Annotated in this window: 21 protein-coding genes and 1 pseudogene; 8 read left to right on the top strand and 14 right to left on the bottom strand. The window is 72.7% G+C overall.

All coding sequences use genetic code 11. The annotated features are described in order from the left end of the window. Positions 1 to 36: 36 nt before the first annotated feature. Complete coding sequence (locus tag IO24_RS0131265; protein ID WP_031141504.1) at positions 37 to 714, bottom strand: AIM24 family protein; 678 nt, start codon at positions 712 to 714, stop codon at positions 37 to 39. Positions 715 to 792: 78 nt separating this feature from the next. Further along, positions 793 to 2088 (bottom strand): CAP domain-containing protein, encoded by a 1296-nt coding sequence (locus IO24_RS0131270; protein WP_031141506.1) that lies wholly within the window; start codon positions 2086 to 2088, stop codon positions 793 to 795. A gap of 610 nt (positions 2089 to 2698) precedes the next feature. On the opposite strand from IO24_RS0131270, the gene IO24_RS0131275 reads away from it, so the two are divergent. Further along, a complete protein-coding gene (locus tag IO24_RS0131275; protein ID WP_031141508.1) occupies positions 2699 to 3940 on the top strand; it encodes an SGNH/GDSL hydrolase family protein in 1242 nt (413 codons plus the stop codon). 21 nt (positions 3941 to 3961) lie between these two features. Here IO24_RS0131275 and IO24_RS0131280 read toward each other — a convergent pair whose 3' ends face one another. The 4 genes from IO24_RS0131280 to IO24_RS0131295 all read right to left on the bottom strand — a co-directional run bounded on the left by IO24_RS0131280 (position 3962) and on the right by IO24_RS0131295 (position 10459). Continuing rightward, complete coding sequence (locus IO24_RS0131280; protein ID WP_031141510.1) at positions 3962 to 6898, bottom strand: helix-turn-helix transcriptional regulator; 2937 nt, start codon at positions 6896 to 6898, stop codon at positions 3962 to 3964. A gap of 92 nt (positions 6899 to 6990) precedes the next feature. Beyond that, positions 6991 to 7344 carry a UBP-type zinc finger domain-containing protein gene (locus IO24_RS0131285; RefSeq protein WP_031141512.1) on the bottom strand — a complete coding sequence of 118 codons (354 nt, stop codon included), beginning with the start codon at positions 7342 to 7344 and terminating at the stop codon, positions 6991 to 6993. After that, positions 7341 to 8786 (bottom strand): ATP-binding protein, encoded by a 1446-nt coding sequence (locus tag IO24_RS0131290; protein WP_031141514.1) that lies wholly within the window; start codon positions 8784 to 8786, stop codon positions 7341 to 7343. The genes IO24_RS0131285 and IO24_RS0131290 overlap by 4 nt, the downstream gene beginning before the upstream one ends. Then, entirely contained in the window at positions 8783 to 10459 is a 1677-nt protein-coding gene (locus IO24_RS0131295; protein ID WP_031141516.1) for an NAD(P)/FAD-dependent oxidoreductase, read from the bottom strand. The genes IO24_RS0131290 and IO24_RS0131295 overlap by 4 nt, the downstream gene beginning before the upstream one ends. A 184-nt stretch (positions 10460 to 10643) precedes the next feature. Here IO24_RS0131295 and IO24_RS0131300 point away from each other — a divergent pair, with 184 nt between their 5' ends. Continuing rightward, positions 10644 to 11525: a universal stress protein gene (locus IO24_RS0131300; RefSeq protein WP_031141518.1), complete on the top strand. Its 882-nt coding sequence runs from the start codon at positions 10644 to 10646 to the stop codon at positions 11523 to 11525. 13 nt (positions 11526 to 11538) lie between these two features. On the opposite strand, the gene IO24_RS0131305 is transcribed toward IO24_RS0131300, so the two are convergent. The 3 genes from IO24_RS0131305 to IO24_RS0131315 all read right to left on the bottom strand — a co-directional run bounded on the left by IO24_RS0131305 (position 11539) and on the right by IO24_RS0131315 (position 14306). After that, a complete protein-coding gene (locus IO24_RS0131305) occupies positions 11539 to 12771 on the bottom strand; it encodes a DUF4032 domain-containing protein (protein ID WP_031141520.1) in 1233 nt (410 codons plus the stop codon). A 41-nt stretch (positions 12772 to 12812) separates the two neighbouring features. Next, a complete protein-coding gene (locus IO24_RS0131310; protein ID WP_031141523.1) occupies positions 12813 to 13559 on the bottom strand; it encodes an MBL fold metallo-hydrolase in 747 nt (248 codons plus the stop codon). Between the two features lie 123 nt (positions 13560 to 13682). After that, positions 13683 to 14306, bottom strand: coding sequence for an alpha-ketoglutarate-dependent dioxygenase AlkB (locus IO24_RS0131315; protein ID WP_031141525.1), 624 nt, complete (start codon positions 14304 to 14306; stop codon positions 13683 to 13685). Positions 14307 to 14407: 101 nt separating this feature from the next. Between IO24_RS0131315 and IO24_RS0131320 the strand changes: the two genes are divergently transcribed. Then, entirely contained in the window at positions 14408 to 15046 is a 639-nt protein-coding gene (locus tag IO24_RS0131320; RefSeq protein WP_031141527.1) for a TetR/AcrR family transcriptional regulator, read from the top strand. A 16-nt stretch (positions 15047 to 15062) separates the two neighbouring features. After that, on the top strand, positions 15063 to 16736 hold the full coding sequence (locus IO24_RS0131325) for an FAD-binding dehydrogenase (RefSeq protein ID WP_031141529.1): 1674 nt from the start codon (positions 15063 to 15065) through the stop codon (positions 16734 to 16736). Between the two features lie 22 nt (positions 16737 to 16758). Here IO24_RS0131325 and IO24_RS0131330 read toward each other — a convergent pair whose 3' ends face one another. Then, on the bottom strand, positions 16759 to 17109 hold the full coding sequence (locus IO24_RS0131330) for a DUF488 domain-containing protein (RefSeq protein WP_031141530.1): 351 nt from the start codon (positions 17107 to 17109) through the stop codon (positions 16759 to 16761). A gap of 148 nt (positions 17110 to 17257) precedes the next feature. Between IO24_RS0131330 and IO24_RS0131335 the strand changes: the two genes are divergently transcribed. Then, complete coding sequence (locus IO24_RS0131335) at positions 17258 to 17701, top strand: DUF6098 family protein (RefSeq protein ID WP_031141531.1); 444 nt, start codon at positions 17258 to 17260, stop codon at positions 17699 to 17701. Between the two features lie 114 nt (positions 17702 to 17815). Here IO24_RS0131335 and IO24_RS0131340 read toward each other — a convergent pair whose 3' ends face one another. Both IO24_RS0131340 and IO24_RS0131345 read right to left on the bottom strand, forming a co-directional pair. Then, positions 17816 to 18070, bottom strand: a complete 255-nt coding sequence (locus tag IO24_RS0131340) for a WhiB family transcriptional regulator (protein WP_030844076.1) — start codon at positions 18068 to 18070, stop codon at positions 17816 to 17818. A gap of 102 nt (positions 18071 to 18172) precedes the next feature. Continuing rightward, on the bottom strand, positions 18173 to 19390 hold the full coding sequence (locus IO24_RS0131345; protein WP_031141533.1) for a saccharopine dehydrogenase family protein: 1218 nt from the start codon (positions 19388 to 19390) through the stop codon (positions 18173 to 18175). A 133-nt stretch (positions 19391 to 19523) separates the two neighbouring features. Between IO24_RS0131345 and IO24_RS0131350 the strand changes: the two genes are divergently transcribed. Beyond that, positions 19524 to 20225, top strand: a complete 702-nt coding sequence (locus tag IO24_RS0131350) for a TetR/AcrR family transcriptional regulator (protein WP_031141535.1) — start codon at positions 19524 to 19526, stop codon at positions 20223 to 20225. Positions 20226 to 20245: 20 nt separating this feature from the next. Here the strand turns inward: IO24_RS0131350 and IO24_RS0131355 are convergent, their stop codons facing one another. Continuing rightward, positions 20246 to 21145: a LysR family transcriptional regulator ArgP gene (locus tag IO24_RS0131355; protein WP_037668863.1), complete on the bottom strand. Its 900-nt coding sequence runs from the start codon at positions 21143 to 21145 to the stop codon at positions 20246 to 20248. A gap of 69 nt (positions 21146 to 21214) precedes the next feature. Between IO24_RS0131355 and IO24_RS0131360 the strand changes: the two genes are divergently transcribed. Further along, positions 21215 to 21832, top strand: a complete 618-nt coding sequence (locus IO24_RS0131360; protein ID WP_031141538.1) for a LysE/ArgO family amino acid transporter — start codon at positions 21215 to 21217, stop codon at positions 21830 to 21832. Between the two features lie 15 nt (positions 21833 to 21847). After that, positions 21848 to 22009, top strand: a pseudogene (locus tag IO24_RS44655) (MFS transporter); the annotation flags it as partial. A 4-nt stretch (positions 22010 to 22013) separates the two neighbouring features. On the opposite strand, the gene IO24_RS0131370 reads toward IO24_RS44655, so the two are convergent. After that, positions 22014 to 22469, bottom strand: coding sequence for a cyclic nucleotide-binding domain-containing protein (locus IO24_RS0131370; protein ID WP_031141540.1), 456 nt, complete (start codon positions 22467 to 22469; stop codon positions 22014 to 22016). Positions 22470 to 22495 lie beyond the last annotated feature (26 nt).

Genomic DNA, 22495 nt, shown 5'->3' on the forward strand with positions numbered 1-22495 from the left:
GGGTTGCCTCTGAGGCGCAGATCACCCGACGCGGCTTCAGTGCTGACCGGGTTTGTGCGGTGTCGCCTCACTCGGCCGGACGACGACGTACCCCTCGCCCTGGAGCAGCAGTTGCACGGCCTCGCCGGAGCCGCCGCGCAGCATGGAGCCGATGGACTGGGAGCGGTGCAGCGAGGTCTGCAGGCCCGCGGTCCAGCCGACGATCGCGTCCGTGTCGACGTACACCGGGTACTGCTGCGAGACCGGGATGACGAGGGGACTGCCCTCGCACACCAGGCCCAGCTTGCCGTGCCCGGTGAAGACACTGTTGAACAGGCCGCCGCCGGTGATGCCGGCGCCCTTCACGGTCGCGATGCGGTACGCCAGCGTGGCGTCGAAACACAGGACGTTGCGGCCGTTGACCGTGAACTCGTCACCGGGCTCGACGTCGACGATGAAACAGTTCTGCGCCTCGTGCGCGAACCAGGCCTCGCCCTGCCCGCGCACCGCCATCAGCGGCAGCCCCTCACCGGTGACAGCGCGCTTGAGCATGCCGCCCATGCCCTGGCCCTTGCGCTCGAACTGCAGGTTGCCGCGGTAGGAGATCATCGCGCCCTGCCGGGCGAGCATCTCGCCGTTCACCGTGTATCGGATGCACTTGGCGTTCTCGACCGCCATGCCCGGCGCTACGGCCGGCTGCACCATGTGTTCACTGGAAAAGAGGTCACCCTTCATACCCGCATCCTCGCCCGGAGCCTCTCCCTCCGCCAAGATCGCGCAGGGGAACCCGGTCGTGCGGCGCTGTCCACGGCGTCATCCCCCGAAGAGCTGCGTCCAGTACATGCCCGCCCGGCCGCCCCCGGACAAGCCGATGCCGATACGGGTGAAGCCGGGTTTGAGGATGTTGGCCCGGTGGCCGGGGCTGTTCATCCAGCCCTCCACGACTTCGGCCGGGGAGCGCTGGCCGCAGGCGATGTTCTCGCCGATGGAACGCAGGGTGGAACCGGCTGCGGCCGCCCGGTCCCAGGGCCGGCTCCCGTCGGGTGCGGTGTGCGCGTAGAAGGCGCGGGCCACCATGTCCGCGCTGTGCGCCTGGGCGGCCGTGGTGAGCAACGGGTCGGCGGCCAGAGGCCGGAGCCCGGCCCGGGCTCGCTCCCGGTTGGTGAGGTCGATGACGGCCGCCGCCGTGCCGGCCAGCCCGTCCGGCGTGAACGGCCTGGCCCACAGCGCTGTCCAGAAGGTGTCACCGGACGGGCCGTCGTGCACCCGGGCGAGCCCGGCTCGGGTGAACGCCGGGTCGTGCAGGGTGCGCCGGGGCCCGTCGGTGCGCAGGCAGTACGCGACGAACTCGGCGGCCGAGCGCGGTCCGGACACCAGGTGCTCGCCGAGGGTGAGATAAGCGAACCCGGAGTCGATGACGCGCTGGTAGACGGAGACGCCGTCGCGCGTCTCGACGCCGAGACGCCCGGCAGCGGCCATGGCGGCGGCGTGCTGCCGAGCGGCCGTCATGAGACGGGCGTCCAGGGAGAGCGGGGGCGAACCGGCTGTGGCCCGGGCGGAGTTGACCAGGGGGAGAAAGCCGTCCGGATCGGGGGCGGCGCAGGCGCTCGGGGGAGGACCGGGGGGCGTGTCGTCCACGACGTCGACGCCGAAGTCCCGCGCGAGGCCCGCCAGTCCGTCGGCGTACCCCTGGCCCAGAGCGCGCAGCTTCCAGCGGTCGCCGCGCCGGTAGAGCTCCGCGAGCAGCAGCACCGCCTCCTGCCGGGGGCGCGGCGGCGTGAAGCGGGCGAGCGGGCGGCCGCAGGCGTCGGCGACGTGGAGCGTGGGGGAGGGCAGGTGGCCGAGGGGGGTTCCGGGTTCGGCGGGGCTGACGACGACGGTGACGCGGGTCGCGCCGGGGCGCAATCCCGGCGGGTCCACGGTGAGCGTGCCGCCCCGCAGGGCGGCTCCCGGCGCCGCCGGCTGGTTGTAGAAGACGAAGTCGCCGTCGTCCCGGACTTTTCCCCCGTCGTCGGTGACGAGCGCGGACACGTCGAACGGCCCGGGCACCCGGACGGTCACCGCACCGCCCGGGAGCGCCAGATTGCCTCCGGGAACCAACTCGCTCATCACGCCGCCTGCCCCTCCCCACGGGGGATCCGGTTGCCCGGACAACGGCCGTCGCGGCACCGGGGTTCCCTCACCGGCCGGCGTGCCGGGGGCTGCCGAGCCGCCGTCCGTCCGCCGCGGAACACGGCTGCCGCCGCCGCCGCACTTCCGCACCATGGGGCGCACGTACCGGCATGTCAGGACAGGGCGGCCGGCGAGAAGGGGGACACCCCGCCGTCGCCCCACGCGGCGCCCTCACCACGACCGACCGGCTACGAGGCCGAGTCCGCCGCCGACACCCTCGCCACCCTCGGTCGGCAACGCCTCGCTCGCCGGCTGCTCCTCCTGCTCCGAGGGGCGCAAGGCCGGCAACCTCCACCTGGCCTCGGCAGCGGTTCGGGGTACGCCCCGGACATCGGCCGGATCGACGTACCGAAGTCGTCCTGACCGGGAGGGACGGCACGCCCGCCGAGGCCGCCCTGCACAGCGTCGGAGGCCGCACCACTACCGTGGCGTACGCCGGGACGACCCGCAGGATCCGCCGGACGCCTCAAGGCTCCGCGAACCTGCGCCACCTTGCCCCGTCACATCGCCCGTACACGACCGACCGGCCGAAGGAGCGCCGAAACGAATGTCCCGCACCGCACGCCCCCGCTGCCGTGCCGTCCTGGCCGCCCTCTCCTGCTGCGTCGCGCTGGGCTGCGGAACCGGCACGGAGCCTCAAGATGACCAGCCGAGCCCGCCGTCCAGCGCCCCGACGGCGGCCGGGCAGGGCGTGGTCACCTGGGCCTCCTCCGCAGGCCGCGTCGGCGAGGCGGCCGACGGGCGCGGCTACCGGCTGATGGTGCACACCAGCGTCGGTGGCAGCGGCCTGAGGGTGCGGCTGTCGAACGCCTTCGGCGACCAGCCGGTGACGTTCGACAACGTCCACGCGGGCCTGCAACGGGACGGCGCCGCACTCGTCCCCGGCAGCAACCGGCGCCTCACGTTCGGCGGCGTCCGCTCCGTCACCGTCCCCGCCGGCGGCATCGTCTACAGCGACCCACTGCCCGGCCACGTCCCCGCCGGGCGCACCCTCGCCGTCAGCCTGTACGTCCCCCGGGCGGGCGGCGCGCTCACCGGGCACTGGATGGCGATGCAGACGTCGTACACCACCGACGGCGACCACACCGCGCAGGAGAGCGCGGCCCGCTGGAAGCAGCGGACCGGCTCGTGGTCCTACCTCGATGCCGTCACGGTACGGCCCCGTGCGGAAACGGGTGCCGTGGTCGCCCTCGGCGACTCCATCACCGACGGCTGGCAGTCCACCACCGACCGGGACCGCCGCTGGCCCGACTACCTGGCCCGCCGCCTGGCCACATCCGGCACCACGGTCAAAGGGGTGGCCAACGCGGGCATCGCCGGCAACAAGCTCCTCCTCGACGGCCCCGGGCAGAGCGCCCTGAACCGCCTGCAGCGCGACGCGCTCTCACTCCCGGGTGTGCGCACGGTGTTCCTCTTCCAGGGCGTCAACGACATCAAGGCCGAGCCCGGCGCCACGGGCGCCGCGCTGATCACCGGGTACCGCAGGCTGATCGACCGGGCGCACGCGGCCGGGAAGTGCGTCGTCGGCGCCACGATCGCCCCCTACAAGGGCTGGCAGGAGTGGGACCCCGCCGGGGAAGCGGTGCGGCAGCAGGTCAACACCTTCATCCGCGACAGCGGCGAGTTCGACGCGGTCACCGACTTCGACCGCGTCCTGCGCAGCCCCCGCGACCCCGAGCGGATGCTCCCCGTCTTCGACGGCGGCGACCATCTGCACCCCAACGACAAGGGAATGCGGGCGATGGCCGACGCCGTCGATCCGAGGACCCTCGACTGCGGGACCGGCTAGCGCGGGGGACACGCCGGACCGTCAGCCGGACGTCGACGGCTCCGGGGTGATCAGGCCCTCGCGGTAGGCGATCGCCACGGCCTCGCCGCGGCTCGACGCGCCCAGCTTGGCGAGGATGTTGGAGACATGCACGCTCGCGGTCTTGCCGCTGATGAACAGCTCCTCGCCGATCTGCCGGTTGCTGCGGCCGAGAGCGAGCAGCCGCAGTACGTCCTCCTCGCGCGCGGTGAGCATGCCGGCCCGGTCGTCGTTGCCCGGTGTGTCCGACAGCCGGCTGCGCCGGAGCAACGCGTCGACCTGCTCCCGCAGCGGCGTGGCACCGAGGTCGTCGGCGGTCCGACGGACCGCCCGGGCCTCTGCCGCCGCCTCCTCGCGACGTCCGGCCGCCACCAGAGCCTCGGCGTAGCGCAACCGGCAGCGCGCCCGCTCGTAGACGTCGCCGTAGCCGAACGCCGTCACCGCCTTCGACCAGGCCGCCGCGTCGGGCCCCTTCACGGCCCGGACCCACTCCGCCTCCGCCCGGGCCAGCCAGGCCTGTCCCTCCGGCCCCTGGGGTGCGCCGTCCTCGCCGTGGGTGGCGATGGCACGTGCCAGTTCCACCAGTTCGGTGGCGGTGTCCGTCCAGCGGCGAGCCCCGGTCTCGTCGCCGGTCAGCCGCAGCCCGGCGGCTGCGTCGGCCACAGGGGAGAGGGCCAGGGCGGCGAGCCGGACCGTGACGCCCGGGCGGGGGACCGCCTCGTCGGCCAGGGCCGTGACCGTGGACCGCATCCACCGCACCGCGTCCTCGGGATCACGGCGCAGTCCCGCGGCGTCGGTGAGCACGATGCCCGCGACCAGTGTGGCCATCCAGTCGAAGGGCCCCTCCAGCAGGGCACGCGCCCGGTCGGCGGCCCCGAGATCGCCGCGCGCCAGCATCACGTACAGCGCGGGACCGACGGTGTAGCCGCCGGCCGCCGGCAGCACCTCGGCGTCAGCCGCCGCCGCGCGCACGCACTCGTCCCAGCGGCCCAGCACATGCAGCACCAGCAGCCGCAGGTAGCGCATCTCCAGCGGGTAGGGCGAGGACAGCAGCCCGGCGCGCCGGGCCCGGTCCAGGCCCTCGGTCAGCCAGGACACGCACTCCGCCAGGGCACCGGACTCGTAGCAGCCCATGGCCAGGTTGAACAGAGCGCGCAGCTCCACAGGGGCGTTGCCCGAACTCCGGGCCAGCTCCCGGGCCTTCAGCAGCCGCTCACGGCCCTCCTCGCCGCGCCGCCCGGCCCCGTCGAACACGGCCAGTGAGATCAGCAGGTCCGCCTGCGCGTCGGTCACCCGCAGCTGCTCCGCCACACCCAGGGCCCGGCGGGCGACCCGCAACGCGGTCTCGTTCTCCCCGACGTGGCGTGCGGCCAGGACATGGGTGGCCGCCGCCCACACCCACGTCCGCGACGGAGGATCCTCCGGAATCATCGCCAGGGCCTCGCTGCTGTAGGCGAACGCCGCCGTCAGGCTGTCCACGCTCAGCAGGTTCCCGGCGAGTGTGTAGCGGACCCGGGCGGCGAGCTCGGAGCCGGAGTCCTGGCCGAGTTCGGCCAGCGCGGACCGGCTGAGGGAGACCGCCCGGTGCAGTTCCCCGGCGTGTGCGGCGGCCGCCGAGGCGCGCAGCGTCAGCGTCACCCGGTCGACGCCGCCGCCCGAGGGCCTCGCTTCGGGACCCACCGCCGGCCACAGATCGAGCGCCGCTTCCAGATGCCGCTGCTCCTCCGCGGGCGCACCGACGCGCTGGGCGTGGTCGGCGGCTTCCAGGGAGGCGGCCAGCGCCTCGGCGAGGTCGTGACTCTCCCGGTAGTGGTGCGCGCGCTCGGCAGCGCTCTCGGCTGTCCGGCCGCGACCGGCGAGCAGCCGGGCGAAGGCGCCGTGCAGCCTCGCCCGTTCTCCGGGCAGCAGATCGGCGTAGACGGCCTCACGGGCGAGGGCGTGCCGGAAGGAGTACGTGTCGTCGCCTCCGGCCACGAGAAGCTGCCGCCCCACCGCTTCGCGCAGCGCCGACTCCAGCTCCTCCTCGGGCAGCCCGACCGCCTCCCGCAGCACAGGGTGCTCCACGCGGCGTCCGGCGACGGCGGCGGTCCGCAGCACCTGCTGCGCGGTCTCGGAAAGCTGCTCGAAGCGGATCAGCAGCACATCGGCGAGCCCGCTGGGCACCCCGCCGGACTCCGTGTCGGTGGCCGCGAGCAGTTCCTCCGCGTAGAAGGCGTTCCCCTCGGCCCGCTCCACGATCCGCCGGACCGTGGCGTCCGGCAGCGGCCGATGCTCCAGGGCGCGCACCAGGCGCGCCACATCCGAATCGCCCAGCGGCCGCAACTCCAGCCGCTCCACGGCCGGTAGCCGTATCAACTCCGCCAGCAGCGGCCGCAGGGGATGCCGGCGGTGCAGGTCGTCGGTCCGGTACGAGGCGAACACCGCCAGCCGGTGCCGGAGCACGCCCCGGCCGAGCAGGAACCGCAGCAGGTCCCGCGACGACTGGTCGGCCCAGTGCAGATCCTCCAGCACGAGCAGCAGCGGCGCGGCCTCCGCCACGTCGGCCAGCAGCCCCGCCATCCCCTCGAACAGCCGCAGCCGCCCGTCCACGTCCCGCACGGAATCGGTCCCCGCCCCCAGCAGCCGCTCGACCACGGGATGCGCGGCCACGGCGCCCGAGAACCGCTCGTCGGCGGCGAGCACCCCGAGAATCTCGGTGAACGGCAGATAGGGCAGCCCGACGTCCCCGAGATCCACACAGTGCCCGGTGACCACGGTCATGCCCGCAGCGGCGGCTCGCCCCCCGACCTCGTCGAGCATCCGGGTCTTGCCGACACCGGCGTCCCCGGCGATCAGCACGGCCCGGGCCTCACCACCACGCGCACGCTCCAGTACACCGGACAGGCGCGTGAGTTCGGCATCCCGCCCGACGAGGGGCGTGGCCGATGAAGCCTGCTGCACAGAACCAACCTTCTTGTTCAGGGGCGCGGCGGAGAACCGCGCGACCCACCACAGACAATCCGCTGCCGCATCGACGCGACAGCGCCGGGCTCCTAGGCCCGCAACACCTTCGCCCAGTCGTCGGGCACCCGCCCCGCAGGCCCCGGTGCCGTCTGATCGGCCGGATGACTCACCGGCCCGGCCAGCTCCGGCCCGCCCTCGTACAACTCGTTGGTCTCATAGTTCCAGTACCAGTCCTCGCCGGGCTCGAAGCTCTGCACGAACGGATGCCCGGTCTCCCGGAAATGCCCCGTCGCGTGCTTCGCCGGTGAACTGTCACAGCACCCCACATGCCCGCACTGCGCACACCGCCGCAGATGGAACCACCATCCGCCCGCCGCGTCGCACTCCGCGCAACCACTGCCGCTCGGCGCGGCACCCGGGTCGATTCCGTTCTCCGCACTCATGCCGACTCCTCCTCGACCGCTGTCAGCGGAAGCAGTACCTGGAAACGCGTGTCCCCCGGCTCCGACTCCACCCGGATGCTCCCGTGGTGCTTGTTGACCACGATCCGCCAGGAGATGTCGAGACCGAGCCCGGTCCCCTCACCCACCGGCTTGGTGGTGAAGAAGGGATCGAAGATCCGCTCCCGGTCCTCGGCCGGGATGCCGACGCCCGTGTCACGGAACTCCACCAGCAGCCGGTCGTGTTCCGCGGCCGTCCGCACGGTCAAGGTCCCTTCGCCGCCCGCGCTGTTCATCGCCGCCACCGCGTTGTCGATGAGGTTCGTCCACACCTGGTTGAGTTCCGCGGGGTAGGCGGGGATCGTCGGCAGCGTACGGTCGTAGTCCTTGACGACCTTGATGCGTTTGCCGATCTTGCCGGACAGCATCAGCAGGGTGGAGTCGAGGAGTTCGTGCACGTCTGCGTGTCGGAAGGGCGCCCGGTCGAGCTGCGAGTACTGCTTCGCGGCGTCGACGAGGTGCGAGATGCGGGTGGTCGAGTCGTTGATCTCGTCCATCAGCAGCTCGGTCTCGACGGTGTAGTTGAGCCACCCGATCGCGTTCGGCAGGATGTCCTCGTCCACCGCCGCGGCGACCTGGTCCAGCCAGTCCACGTCGAGACCGGCCTGCACGAAGGTGGGCGCGATCCGCCAGCCCTCGGGGATGCCCTGGTCGTCCAGCCAGTCGGCGACGGCGTCCTCCCGGTCGGACGCCTCCAGCGGACTCAGCGCCGGCGCCTTCGCGACCCGTTCGGCCGTGCGCTCCTGGATGTCGATGAGGTTGGCCATGACCTCGGGGGAGTACGAACCCTGGGCGATGACCGCCAGCTTGTGGCGCATCTTGCCGACCCGCTCCCGCAGCGTCGACGTCGCCCGTACGGCCGCCGCAGCGGGGTTGTTGAGCTCGTGCGTGAGCCCCGCCGACAACGAGCCCAGCGCCAGCAGCCGTTCACGCTGGCCGATGGCCCGCTGCGTGCTCTTCGAACCGAAGAACAGCCCCTCCAGCAGATGCACCGCCATCGGGAACCACTCCTGCATGATCCCCGCGAACGTGTCGGCGGGCAGCACGAAGAACCGCGTCGGCTCCGTGACGCGCATGGAGTTGTTGTAGACCTGCCGCACCCGGTCGCCCAGGTACGCCTGCATGGATCCCGCGTACACCCCGCGCTGGGAGGTCCGCGTGACCTCCACGTCGTCCCCGCCGACCCGGCGGTACAGCACCACCGTGCCCTCGAGCATCACGTAGAAGCAGGTGGCGGGTTCGCCCTCGGTGTACACGGGGCCGGGCTCGAACCGCTCCACCCGCCCCTCGCTGCACAGCCTGCCGAGCTGCCCGGGCGTGAGCTTCTCGAACAGGAACAGCGCCCCGATCTCCTGCGGGTCGCACGGCGCCGACCGCCCACTCATGACTGCTCCAGGTACCGGTGGACGAGCATCACGGCCATGGCTCCCTCTCCGACGGCGGACGCGACCCGCTTCGCGGACTCGGAGCGGGCGTCGCCCGCCACGAACACGCCGGGCACATTGGTCTCCAGGTGGTACGGCGGCCGGTCCAGCTCCCAGCCTTCCGGCGGGCGGCCGTCGGCGGTCAGGTCCGGCCCGGCGAGGATGAACCCGCGCTCGTCCCGCAGCACCGTGCCGTCCAGCCAGCCGGTCAGCGGGGCCGCGCCGATGAACACGAACACCCACTGCGCGTCGACCTGTTCGGTCTGCCCGCTGTCCACGTCCCGCAGTGTCAGCCGCTCCAGGTGGCCGTCGCCGTGCGCCTCCTCGACGACCGTGCGGGTGCGCACCTGGATGTTGGGCGACTCCTCGATCTGCCGGATCAGGTAGTGCGACATGGACGCTGTCAGCGCATCGCCGCGCACCAGCAGCGTCACCGACTTGGCGCCCCGGGACAGGTACATCGCCGCCTGCCCGGCGGAGTTGGCGCCGCCGACGATGTACACGTCCTGATCCTGGCAGGCGGGAGCCTCCGTCAGGGCCGACCCGTAGTACACGCCGCAGCCCGTCAGGTCCTCGCAGCCGGGCGCCGCCAGCTGGCGGTAGGACACGCCGGTCGCCAGGATCACGCTGTGCGCGGCGACCGCCGAGCCGTCGGAGAACCGCACGATCCGGGCGGCGCCGTTGACCTCCAGGGCCGTCACCTCGCGCGCGGTGAGGATCTCGGCGCCGAACTTCGCCGCCTGCCGCCGCGCCCGGTCGGTGAGCTGCGCGCCCGACACCCCGTCGGGGAAGCCCAGGTAGTTCTCGATGCGGGAGCTCTGCCCCGCCTGCCCGCCGGTCGCCGACCGTTCCACCAGCACGGTCCGCAGCCCCTCGGAGGCGCCGTAGACCGCCGCGCCGAGCCCGGCCGGGCCGCCGCCGATCACGACCAGGTCGTAGAAGTCGGCCGTCGGGGTCGTCGCCAGCCCGACCCGGGTGGCGAGGTCGACGGCCTCCGGCTCGACGAGAGGTGTCCCGTCCGGCGTGATCACCACCGGCAGCCGCAACCCGTCCTCGCCGGCCGCGGCCAGCAGCCGCCGCCCCTCCGGCTCGTCGGAGGAGTACCACCGGTACGGCACCTGGTTGCGGGCGAGGAACTCCCGTATGTCCGAGGAGCGCGAGGACCACCGGTGCCCCACGACCTTGGTGCTGGGCACGGGCCGGAAGTCGCTGGAGCGCCACGCCCGGAGCAGATCGTCGAGGACCGGGTACAGCTTCTCCTCGGGCGGGTCCCACGGCTTGAGGAGATAGTGGTCGAGGTCGACGACGTTGATCGCGTCGATCGCGGCGTTCGTGTCCGCGTACGCGGTCAGCAGCACGCGCCGCGCGCCCGGGTAGACGTCCAGGGCCTGTTCGAGGAACTCGATGCCGTTCATCTGCGGCATCCGGTAGTCGGCCAGGATGACGGCCACGAGATCGCCGCGCAGCTTCAGCTCCCGCAGCGCGTCCAGCGCGGACTCGCCGGACTCCGCCCGCACGATCCGGTACGACGCGCCGTACCGCCGCCTCAGGTCCCGGGCCACGGCCCGGGAGACCCCCGGGTCGTCGTCCACGGTCATGATGACGGTCCGCGCCGAATCGGCGGCCTGTGCCATACGTCCCCCACGCCGGGCGGTCGATTCACGGCACGGCGTCCCGGGGGCACCGCGCCGACCTCCGCCCATCGTATGTTCGATCGCTGCGCGGCGCTCCGATAGGGAGATCGGCTCCGGCGGGCCCCATTCAGGGGTAGGGAAGACTGGGCACCGGCATGGAGTGATCGACAAGGGAGGCAGCGGGATGACACGCCCGATCACCGCAGGGGTCGACGGATCGCAGGAGAGCCTCGCGGCCCTCGGCTGGGCCGCGCGGGAGGCGGTGCGGCGTGGCCGGCCGCTGCGCGTGGTGCACGCCTGGCGGGTCCAGCCGCAGGAGGCGCTCGAAGCGGGGATCGAGGGGGACGCGGACAGCCAGGCCGAGTGGGTGCACAGCGCGGTGACCGAGGCCGTCGGGACCGTCACCGAACGGCATCCGGATCTCGCGGTGACCACCGATGTCGTCGAGGGCCCGGTGGCCGACACCCTGGTCGCCGCCGCGGCCGACGCCGAGACGATGGTGCTCGGCTCGCGCGGGCACGGCCGCATCGTCGGATTCCTGCTCGGCTCGGTCGGCCAGCAGGTGATCGCCGCGGCCACCCGGCCCGTGGTGCTCGTCCGGGCCGGCGACCGGCCCTCCTCCGAGGCAGCGGGGCGTGAGATCGTCGTCGGCCAGCAGGGCGACCCCGAGGACAGCGCCGGGGCGCTGCGCTTCGCCTTCGAGACGGCCGCCGCGCGCGGGGCGACGGTGCGGGTCGTGCGGGCCTGGAACCTGCCGCCCGTCTTCGCCTACAGCCCGGGCTCGCTGAAGCTGCTCGACCAGGCCGGGGGCCTGGAGCCGTACGAGAAGAAGAGCCTGGCCGCCGCCGTCCGGCCCTGGCGGGAACGCTTCCCCGACGTGCGGGTGGAGGAGCACGTGGAGATGGGGAGCGCGAGTCAGGTGCTGCTGTCGGTGGCCGGGACGGCCCAGTTGATGGTCGTCGGCCGCCGGGCCCACCGCACGGCCGTCGGGGCCCGTATCGGCTCGGTTGCCCACGGGATGCTGCACCACGCGGACTGCCCGGTGGCGGTGGTGCCCCACGGGTGAGGGCGTCGGCCGCTCACTCCGCCGTCGGCTGCAGCGTCTTGCGGGCCTTGGGCAGGATGTTCCGGATGTAGTCCTCGACCACCGCGTCGAGGCCGATGTCGTGCTGGGCCCGCTCGGACAGGTACCAGCGGTGTTCGAGGAGCTGGTGGTAGATCTCCGCCGGGTCCATGGCGCCGCGCAGTTCGAGCGGCACGGCGCGCACGGTCGGCCGGAACACCTCCCGCACCCAGCGGTGCGCCAGCACCTCGGGGCGGGCGCCGAGGGGGTCGCCCGGGGCGTAGTCGTCCTGGGTCGCCATCCAGCTCTCCAGGTCGTTCAGCAGCCGCCGGGCCTGGTTCTCCTCGGTGTCCAGACCGGTCAGGCGCAGCAGCTGCCGCTGGTGGTGGCCCGCGTCGACGACCTTGGGCACGAAGCTGACCGTGTCCCCGTTCGAGGCGTGCTCGATCTGCATCTCGGCGACGTCGAAACCGAGGTCGTTCAGGCGCCGGATCCGGCGATCGATGTAGTGGTACTTGCCGGCCGGATAGACGGAGGCCCGGGTCAGCTCGTCCCACAGGCCGCGGTAGCGGGCGCAGATCTCCATGCCGAACTCGATCGGGTCCACCGACGGGTGCAGCGCCCCCGAGGCCTCCAGATCCAGCAGCTCCCCGCTGATGTTCACCCGGGCGAGGTCGAGGTCGTAGTCCCGCTGTCCGGTGCTGAGCTGCGGATGCAGGTCACCGGTCTCGGCGTCGACCAGGTAGGCGGCGAAGGCGCCCGCGTCGCGCCGGAAGAGGGTGTTGGACAGCGAGCAGTCGCCCCACGCGAACCCGGCGAGATGCAGTCGCACCAGGAGCACGGCGAGCGCGTCCATCAGCCGGTGCATGGTGGCCGGGCGCATGGTCGTCTCGAACATCGAGCGGTACGGCATCGAGCCGCCCAGGTGCCGGGTGACCAGGACGCTCTCCAGCGGGGCGCCGTTCGCGTCGGTCCGGCCGGTGACCACGGCGAGCGGGTCCACCGACGGGATGCCGAGCCGGTCCAGGTCGCGCAGCATGTCGTACTCGCGTTGGGCGGGCCGCTGGGCCAGTTCCTTGACGGCGATCACCTCGTCGCCGGCCCGGGAGTAGCGCACCACGTGCCGGGAGATGCCGCGCGGCAGCGGGACGAGGTACTCCTGCGGCCAGTCCTCCAGGGGCAGGTGCCACGGCAGCTCCAGCAAGAGCGCGGGATGCTCGGGGTTCGTCGCGCTGATCTGCAGTGCCATGCGCCGGGTGTCCTTGTCTCGCCGCCGATCGTCGCCTCACTCTAGAGGGCGCGTTCCCGGGCCAGGTGAGCGGCGTCCCGCACCGGCCCGCGGTGGACCGGCCCGTGCCCGGGGAGCAGCACCTCGCCCTCCAGCTCCGCCAGGACGTCCAGGGAGGCCACGGCACGCGGCCGCTCGTGGTGGAACATGTCCGGCAGCAGCTGCGGCCCCTCCACTCGCGCGGTGGGATGCCCGCTGACCAGGGCGTCCCCGGAGATCAGTACTCCGGTGCCGGGCAGGTGGTAGGCACAGTGTCCGCCGGTGTGGCCGGGCGTGTGCACCGGTACCGGCCGTCCCGGAAGGTCCAGGGCGCCCGCCGCCGGGAACGCCTGCGGAGCGGTGACGGGGACGTCGGCCGTACCGCCCGAGCGCAGCGCGCGTACCGCCCACGGCAGCACCCCGGGCCGCCAGCCGTTCCTCAGCACCGTCCCGACGGACACCTGGTGCAGGAACTCCCGGCGCGCGTGCGGCACTTCGGCCTCGTGCAGGTGCACGGGCGTGCCGTACGCGGCGCGCAGGTACTCGGCGTTGCCCAGATGGTCGTTGTGCGCGTGCGTGATCAGCACGGCCGCGACGGCCTCCGGGGAGCTGCCCACCTGCGCGAGCGAGGCGAGGACCCGCTGCCGGTCGCCGGGGTAGCCGGTGTCGACCAGCGTGACGGCGTCCCCCTCCTTGAGGATCACCCAGTTGGTGTGAGAACCGTGCACCAGGTAGGTGCTGTCCGCGACTTGCCGTACGTCCGCCCGCATGATCGCCCCGCCCTGTGCGGTCCCGGTACCGGCCCGCTGGGAGAAGAGAAGCAGACCCGGCGGCGGACGGAATCGCCGGGTCCGCCTCAACGGGCCCGTGCGGCGGGGGCCGTTCGTCCGTCCTCAGCGCACGCCGTGCGGGCGGAACTGGATGCTGATGCGCGGCTCCTTCGCGCGGGAGCTCTTGGGGATCGCGTGCTCCCAGGTGCGCTGGCAGGAGCCGCCCATCACGATGAGGTCGCCGTGGCCCAGGGGCCGGCGCACGGTGTCCCGGCCGCCTCCGACGGGGCGCAGCAGCAGATCCCGGGGCGCTCCCACGGACAGGATCGCGACCATCGTGTCCTCATGCGCACCGCGCCCGATCCGGTCGCCGTGCCACGCCACGCTGTCCCGGCCGTCCCGGTAGTAGCACAGCCCGGCCGTGGTGAACGGTTCTCCCAGCTCCTCGCGGTAGTGGGCACTCAACGCGTCCCGGGCGTCGGCCAGCACCGGGTGCGGCAGCCGGTCGTCCACGCCGTAGAACGCGAGGAGGCGGGGGACGTCGACCACGTTGTCGTACATCTTGCGCCGCTCCGCCCGCCACGGAACCTCCGCGGCCAGCTGTTCGAACAGTTCGTCCGCGCCGCTGAGCCACCCGGGGAGCACGTCGAGCCAGGCACCGAAGCCGAGGTGGGTACGGCTGATCCCGTCCAGAGGGCCGAGGCGCAGCTCGTCGGCCTGGTCGAAAAGGGAGCCCTGGAGGTGCATGTGGCCAGCGTACCCCTAATCGAAAGTATGTTCCATCGAGAACTCGCCCTTTCGATACATCGGTGTATCCAATACAGTCGTGTATCGAAAGGGGGTCCGGCATGGCTGTCGAAGGAAGCACCGGGCGCGTGACCAGGCGCCGTGTCCACACCCGCGCCAACCTCCTGGACGCGGCGTTCTCCGTGTTTGCGGCCAAGGGCTTCGGGCACGTCTCGATCGAGGAGGTCTGCGAGGCCGCCGGCTACAGCAGGGGCGCCTTCTACTCCAACTTCTCCAGCCTCGACGAGCTGTTCTTCGCCCTGTACCGGGAGCGCGCCGAGCTGATCGCGGAGCAGGTGTCCGGGGCCCTCGCCCTCGACGGGCCCGGCCTCGACGTGCCCGCCGCCGTGGACCGCGTCACCGACGTGCTGCTGCTCGACCGCGACTGGCTGCTGGTGAAGACGGACTTCCTCGTGCACGCCGCCCGCGACCCGGAGGTGGCACGGAGCCTGCTCGAACACCGCGCGCGGCTGCGGCAGGCCATCGCCGACCGGCTGGGGCGGGCCCGCGGGCACACCGCTCTGCCCGCCGTGCTGGGCGGCACCGACGGCGCCGCCCGTGCCGTGGTCGCCGCGTACGACGGCGTCACCACACAACTGCTGCTGGACCGGGACCTGGAGCACGCCCGCGCCTGGCTGAAGCAACTGCTCACGGCCCTGCTGACCGACGGCAGCGGCACCCTCGATCACACGAAGAACTGAAGAAGGGACGGTCGCCATGGATGCCGATGTCATCGTCGTCGGAGCGGGCCTCGCCGGGCTGGTCGCGGCGCACGAACTGACCAGCAGGGGCCGGAGGGTCGCCCTCGTCGACCAGGAGAACGCGGGCAACCTCGGCGGCCAGGCCTTCTGGTCCTTCGGCGGACTGTTCATCGTGGGTTCGCCCGAGCAGCGGCGCCTGGGCATCAAGGACTCCTTCGACCTCGCCTGGAGCGACTGGCGGGGCAGCGCGGGCTTCGACCGACTGGAGGACGAGGACTCCTGGGCCGTGCGCTGGGCCCGCGCCTACGTCGAGTTCGCCGCGGGGGAGAAGCGGTCCTGGCTCGAAGGACACGGCATCACGTTCCTGCCCACCGTCGGCTGGGCCGAGCGCGGCGACCTCACGGCGCACGGGCACGGCAACAGCGTGCCCCGGTTCCACATCGCCTGGGGCACCGGAACCGGCGTCGTCGAACCGTTCGTGCGGTACGCCGAGCAGGCCTCCCGCGACGGCCTGCTCACCTTCCACCACCGCCACCGCGTCGACGCCCTCGTCGTCGAGGACGGCACCGCCCGGGGCGTGCGCGGCACGGTCCTGGCCGAGGACCCCGCCCCCCGGGGCGTCGCCTCCAGTCGCGACGTGATCGGCGAGTTCGAACTCACCGCCCAGGCCGTCGTCGTCACCAGCGGCGGCATCGGCGCGAACCACGACATCGTCCGCCGCTACTGGCCCGAACGCCTCGGCACCCCGCCCCGCGAGATGGTCACCGGCGTCCCCGCCTACGTCGACGGGCGGATGCTCGACATCAGCGCCGAGGCGGGCGTCCGGCTGGTCAACCGCGACCGCATGTGGCACTACACCGAGGGCCTGCAGAACTGGGACCCGATCTGGCCCGGCCACGGCATCCGCATCCTGCCCGGCCCGTCCTCGATGTGGTTCGACGCCCTCGGCCGCCGCCTGCCCGGGCCCTGCCTGCCCGGCTACGACACCCTCGGCACACTGAAGCACCTGCGCACCACCGAGGACATCGCCGGGCACGACCACTCCTGGTTCATCCTCACGCAGAAGATGATCGAGAAGGAGTTCGCCCTGTCGGGCTCGGAGCAGAACCCCGACATCACCGCCAAGGACCGTGCCGGATTCCTCAAGGAACGCATCCTCGGCAAGGGCGCGCCCGGACCGGTCGACGCGTTCCTGCGCAAGGGCGCCGACTTCGTGACCGCGTCAAGCGTCGAACAGCTCGTCGCGAAGATGAACGACCTCACCGACGAGCCGCTCCTCGACGCGGCCGGGATCAAGCGCCAGATCGAGGCCCGTGACCTGCAGATCGCCAACCCCTACGCCAAGGACGCCCAGGTGCAGGGCATCCGCAACGCCCGCCGCTACATCGGCGACCGCCTCGGCCGGGTCGCCACTCCGCACCGCATCCTCGACCCGGCGGCGGGCCCGCTGATCGGCGTCAAGCTGCACATCCTCACCCGCAAGACCCTCGGCGGCATCCAGACCGACCTCGACTCCCGCGCCCTCGGGACCGACGGCAAGCCGGTCGAGGGGCTGTACGCGGCCGGTGAGGTCGCCGGATTCGGCGGCGGCGGCGTGCACGGCTACAACGCCCTGGAGGGCACCTTCCTCGGCGGCTGCCTCTTCTCGGGGCGGGCGGCGGGGCGGGCGGCGGCGCGGCAGACCGCCTGACCGTACGGGACGGCCCGCTCCCTCAGGACTCGAGGAGGCGGGCCAGCACGGCGGCGTGACTCCGATCAGGTGTCTTCGACGCGGTCAGCAGGGTCACCTCACCCTCGCGGACCAGCTCACGCACACCGTCGAGCGCCTCGGCGGCCTCGTCGGCGGCGAGCTCCGCCTCGTACCGATCGGCGAACTCCTCGTACGATCCCTCGCCCGCGTGGTACCAGCGGCGCAGCTCCGCCGACGGGGTGACGGCCTTCGGCCACCGGTCCACCCGAGCCGCGTCCTTGGCCAGTCCGCGCGGCCACAGCCGGTCGACCAGGACCCGCACCCCGTCCTCCGGCTCGGCAGGGTCGTAGACACGGCGCACGCGCACGCTCATGTTCGGCTCCTCTCCGCGGTGGTACGGGTCTGCCGCGAGCCTAATCCCCTGGCCGGGGCCCGGCACCGTCGGTGCGAAACGGCCGATTCCGCTCGTGCCGGGCGGGGTACTCCTTCCGCCTGGCGGCGTCGAGGAAGGAGGTCATGACATGAGCGCACCGGACGACCTGCCGGTCGTGCGTACGCTCGACGAACTCGCCGCGCTCGTGGAACGGCACCAGGGCCTGTACGTCCGCTGGTCGCGCGGCCCGGAGATCGATCTCCGCAGGGCGTCCAGCACCGACGACCTGACCGGCGTGTCCCTGCCGGGCCTGTCCGCCAACCCGCTCGGCGTCGAGGAGTGGTGGGAGGACCGGCCGGTCCGCGTGTGGGTGGCCCGCCGCCTGCACGACTACGCCCATCTGCCGCACGACAAGGGGCCGGGAGTCCACCCCTGGGTGCTCGCCGGACAGGAGGCCGCCCGCGGCCCCGACAACGAACCGCTGGTCACCGACGTCCGCCCGATGTGCTGGATCGACCGGCGGGTGATCGACGAGGCGAAGGCGGAAGTGGCCCGCCAGGAGAACCCCTGGGGACCGCTGCGGCGCGGCTAGGGGCCTGCCGTCTGGATCATGCCGACCCGAGCAGGACGGCTGAATGGCCCCGTCTCTCGCAGCCGACCTGATCCGAACGACAGGCCCCGGGCCCCCAGGGGTGGTTGGCCGGTGTCAGCCGGAGCGGCGCCGGGCCGCCGTGCGGCGCTTCAGCGCGCGCCGTTCGTTCTCACTCGTCCCGCCCCACACGCCGATGGACTGACCCGTGTCCAGGGCCCATTGCAGACACTGCTCCTGCACGGGGCAGCGCCGTCGGCACACCGCCTTGGCCTGCTCCGTCTGCAACAGAGCCGGGCCGGAGGTGCCGATCGGGAAGAAGAGCTCGGGGTCCTCGTGCCGACAGGCAGCGTGGTCTCGCCAGTTGTCCATCGAAGTCACCTGCATCGCAGTAGAAACGTGCTCTCTCGGACTTGCTCCTCATGCGGGTGACCTCTCGATGCGCGGTGAAACAGGGCATTCCCGGACCGTCGTTCACCGCTCCCGCATGCCCCAGGGGGAACCGTAGTGCGTCAGCAGGTCCAGGAAGGGCCGGGCCGGGAAGGCCTCCGGGCCGAGCACGCCCGTCCCCGACCAGGCGCCCGTGGCGAGGAGTTCGAGCGCGACGACGGGGTTGATCGCGGTCTGCCACACCACGGCCTGGGAGCCGTACTCCGCCATGGACCACTGGTTGTCGACCACGTGGTACAGGTACACCTCGCGCGGCTCGCCGTCCTTCACGCCCCGCACCCAGGTGCCCGCACACGTCTTGCCGTGCATCCGCTCGCCCAGCGTCGCCGGGTCGGGCAGGCACGCGGCGACCACGTCCCGGGGCGATACCGCCACCGGGCCGTCCGGTCCGGGCACGGTCACCGGGTCGGTGCGGTCCAGGCCCAGCAGATGCAGTGTCTTCAGCGTCTCGACGAACTCCCGGCCCAGGCCGTACTTGAAGGTCACCCGGCGGGCGTCGATCCAGCGGGGGACGAGCAGCACCTCCTCGTGCTCCACGTTCACGCACTCGACCGGGCCGATGCCCTCGGGGAAGTCGAAGACCTCGGGCTCACTGAAGGGCGCGGTGGTGAACCAGCCCTTGCCCGTCTCGTAGACGACGGGCGGGTTGAGGCACTCCTCGATGGTGGTCCAGATGCTGAAGGAGGGCGCGAAGTCATAGCCGTCGACGGTCAGGTTCGCGCCGTCGCGGATGCCGATCTCCTCGATCCCGTCGAAGAGTTCGTCGGCGGCGTACCGCGCGAAGACGTCCGACAGGCCCGGCTCGACGCCCATGCCGACGAGGGCCAGCAGCCCCTCCTTCTCCCAGTCGGCGGCCTGCGCGAACTGCTCGTCGCCGAGCTTGACCCCGCACTCCTCGTACGGCCGCTCGGCGTGCGGGCGGGACAGCGACATCGCCATGTCGAGATAGGTGGCGCCGGCGGCCCGGGCCGCGCGGAACAGCGGCATCACGAAGCGGGGGTCGGTGGCGTTGAGGAGGACGTCGCAGCGGTGCCGGGCGAGCAGGCGGGTCACCGCCGCCTCGTCGCCCGCGTCCACCTGCTCGGCGGTGAACCGGGCGTCGCCGCCCAGCGCCGCGACGGCCGCCCCGGCACGGTCCGGGTCGTAGTCGGCCACCACCATGGCCTCGAAGAACGGCCGCCGTGCCGCGATCCGAGTGATCGCCCCGCCCACACCCCCGGCACCCACGAGCAGTACACGCATGTCAGAAACTCCCTGTTTGCGAAGAACGTGACGCGTCCTTGGGGGAGATACAACGCCGCCTCCTGTCATAAGGTCAATGGCGTTGGCATAAGGACCGGGGCGGGACCACAGGGCCCCGAGGAGGGAGCACGCCGTGCCCAAGCCCGTGGTGCCCGAGGAGAAACGCCGACGGCGCAGGCCCACCAAGAGCGGCACCGTGCTGTCCGAGGAACTGATCGTCCAGACCGCGCTGCGCATGCTGCGCGAACACGGCAGCGCGGGACTGACCGCCCGCCGGCTGGGCCTCGCCCTGGACGCCGACCCGAGCACCCTGTACCGCTACTTCCGGGGCATGGACGATCTGACCCTCGCCATCGGCGACGCGCTCATCGGCCGCGCACTGGAGGGCTGGCGGCCCACGGGGGAGTGGCGGGCGGACCTGCGGTCCTTCGGGCTGCGCATCCACGCCGCGTATCTCGCCCATCCCCAGGCCGCCCTGCTGACCACGAACCGCGTCACGGGCCGGGCCCATGAGCTGGCCGCCGACGAGACCGTCCTGGACGTCCTGCGCACGGCCGGCTTCCCGCTGCACGACACCGTGCGCATCTACCACGCCTTCATCGACCAGACCCTGGCCTTCGCCGCGCTGGACGCCGCCTCACTGGCCCTGCCCAGCGACTCGCTCCACGCCGACGAGGACATGTGGCGCTCGACGTACGCCCACCTGCCCGCCACCACCCATCCGCGCATCGCCGAGGCGGCGCCCCTGCTCGCCACCCGCATGCTCACCAGCGCCTACCCGACGGCCCTGGAGATGCTGCTGGACAGCGCGGCGGCCCGGCTGGACGCCATCTAGGTGCTGAGCGGGCCCGGGCGTCAGGGGCGCAGGGCTTCCGCCGCGGTCGCCGTCACCGTCTGTGCCACCTGGGCCAGCGCCGGCGAATCGAGCTTCCACTGCTGCCAGTACAGCGGCACGTCGACCACGCGGCCCGGGGCGATGCCGACCAGCCGGCCGTCGCGCAGCAGCGGATCCGCCTGGGGCTCCGGCACCAGACCCCAGCCCAGCCCGGCTGCGACGGCCTGGACGAAGCCCTCCGAGGTCGGCACGTAATGCCGCAGCGTGCTCGCGCCGCTCCGCCCCCGGGTGAGCCCGCGGACGAAACCGTCCTGGAAGTCGTCACGCCGGTCGAAGACCACCACGGGCGCCTCCGTGAGCGCCTGCGCCGGCGGCCCGCCGAGGTGGTGCGCGGCGAAGCCCGGGGAGGCCACGAGGAGGTAGCGCATCCGCCCGAGCGAGCGTACGGAGCAGCCGGGCACTGGGTCCGGCGACGAGGTCACCGCGGCCATCACCACGCCCTCCCGCAGCAGTGCCGCCGTGTGGTCCTCGTCCTCGCGGCGCAGCTCGAAGTAGAGCCGCAGCTCCTGCGGAACCCGCGTGAGGACGGGCAGGAACCAGGTGGCCAGCGAGTCCGCGTTCACCGCGACCGACACCCGGACCGGCTCCCCGGCACCGCTCAGCCCGAGCTCCGCGGAGGCGTCGTGCTCCAGCCGCGCCACCTGGCGGGCCAGCCGCACCAGCACCTCGCCCGACTCGGTCGGCCGCACCGGCTTGGTCCGCAGCAGCAGGACCCGCCCCGTGCGCTGCTCCAGCGCCTTCACCCGCTGGCTGATCGCCGACGGCGTCACATGCAGCGCGGCCGCCGCCGCGTCGAACGTCCCCTCGTCCACGACGGCCAGCAGGGTCCGCACCTGGTCCAGCGGGAGATCCGTCATCATCACGAGTGCTAATGATACGTAAGAATCTTTAGCTGGACCCTGACATGGCGCATCCGTAGCGTCGACGCCATGACCAGCACCTTCACCGCCGGCGCCGCCGGTTTCGGCACCGGACTGTCCCTCATCGTCGCCATCGGCGCCCAGAACGCCTTCGTCCTGCGCCAGGGGGTCCGCCGCCAGGCCGTCCTCGCCGTGGTCGCCATCTGCGCCCTGTCGGACGCGGCGCTCATCGCGCTCGGGGTCGGCGGTGTCGGCGCGGTGGTGGTGAAGTGGCCGGGCGCGCTGACGGTGGTCGGCTGGATCGGCGGGGCGTTCCTGCTGGGCTACGGCGCCCTGGCCGCCCGCCGGGTGTTCCGGCCCGGCGGAGAGGCGCTGAGGACGGAGGGGGATGCGGCCGGATCGGTGCGCCGGGCCGTGCTCACCTGCCTCGCGATGACCTGGCTCAACCCGCACGTCTACCTCGACACCGTGTTCCTGCTGGGCTCCGTCGCCGCCGACCACGGTGCACTGCGCTGGACGTTCGGCCTCGGCGCGGTGCTGGCCAGTCTGTGCTGGTTCACCGCCCTCGGGTTCGGTGCCCGGATGCTCGGGCGTTTTCTCGCCAAGCCCGCCGCCTGGCGCGTTCTGGACGGCCTGGTCGCCGCCACCATGATCGTGCTCGGCGCGGTACTCGTCCTCGGCAGCTGACACCTCGGCCGCGGGGTGCTCGTGGCGCGCGGCCCGCGCCTCGCCGACGTGCTGCACGGCACCGCGGGATCCGCCTTCGGCCGCCGCACGGCCGTCGCGGGCGGCGGACCGCTGGTCGGTCGCGGTGATGCCGGTCCTGCCGCCGCGGTGCCGGCGCTGTGGCGCTACCGCGTCTGACGTCTCACAGGGCTCCGCGCCGGTGCAGCGTGTACTGCTCCATCAGCTTGCCCCGGGTCATCTCCAGCCGGTGCGCGAGCACCTCGGCGACGTTGCGCACCAGCATCATCCCCAGTTCCGGGTCCTGCTCGCACAGCGCCAGCACGGCGTCCGCGTCGAACTCGTAGGCCCGCACCGGGCTGAACGCCACCGCGCCGAAGTCCCAGGTGTAGGGCGGGAACAGCCACGACCAGCCGAGCAGGTCGCCCGCGCCGAGGCTGGCCACGGTCACCCGCTGCAGGGAGTTCACCTGCTGGTCCAGGGAGACGGCGCCGGAGCGGATGACCCAGAAGCGGTCGGCCGTGCCGTCCGCCTCGAAGATCCGGGCGTCCTCGGGGAAGGACACCTCCCGGGCGAGCGTCATCAGACGCTGCCGCTGGGGCGGAGGCAGGGCGGTCAGGAGTTTGATCGCTTTGGTCATGCGGAGCTCCTCGCCGGCGGTCGACT

The sequence above is a fragment of the Streptomyces flavovariabilis genome, assembly GCF_000725785.1.
Classification (GTDB): Bacteria; Actinomycetota; Actinomycetes; order Streptomycetales; family Streptomycetaceae; genus Streptomyces; species Streptomyces hawaiiensis.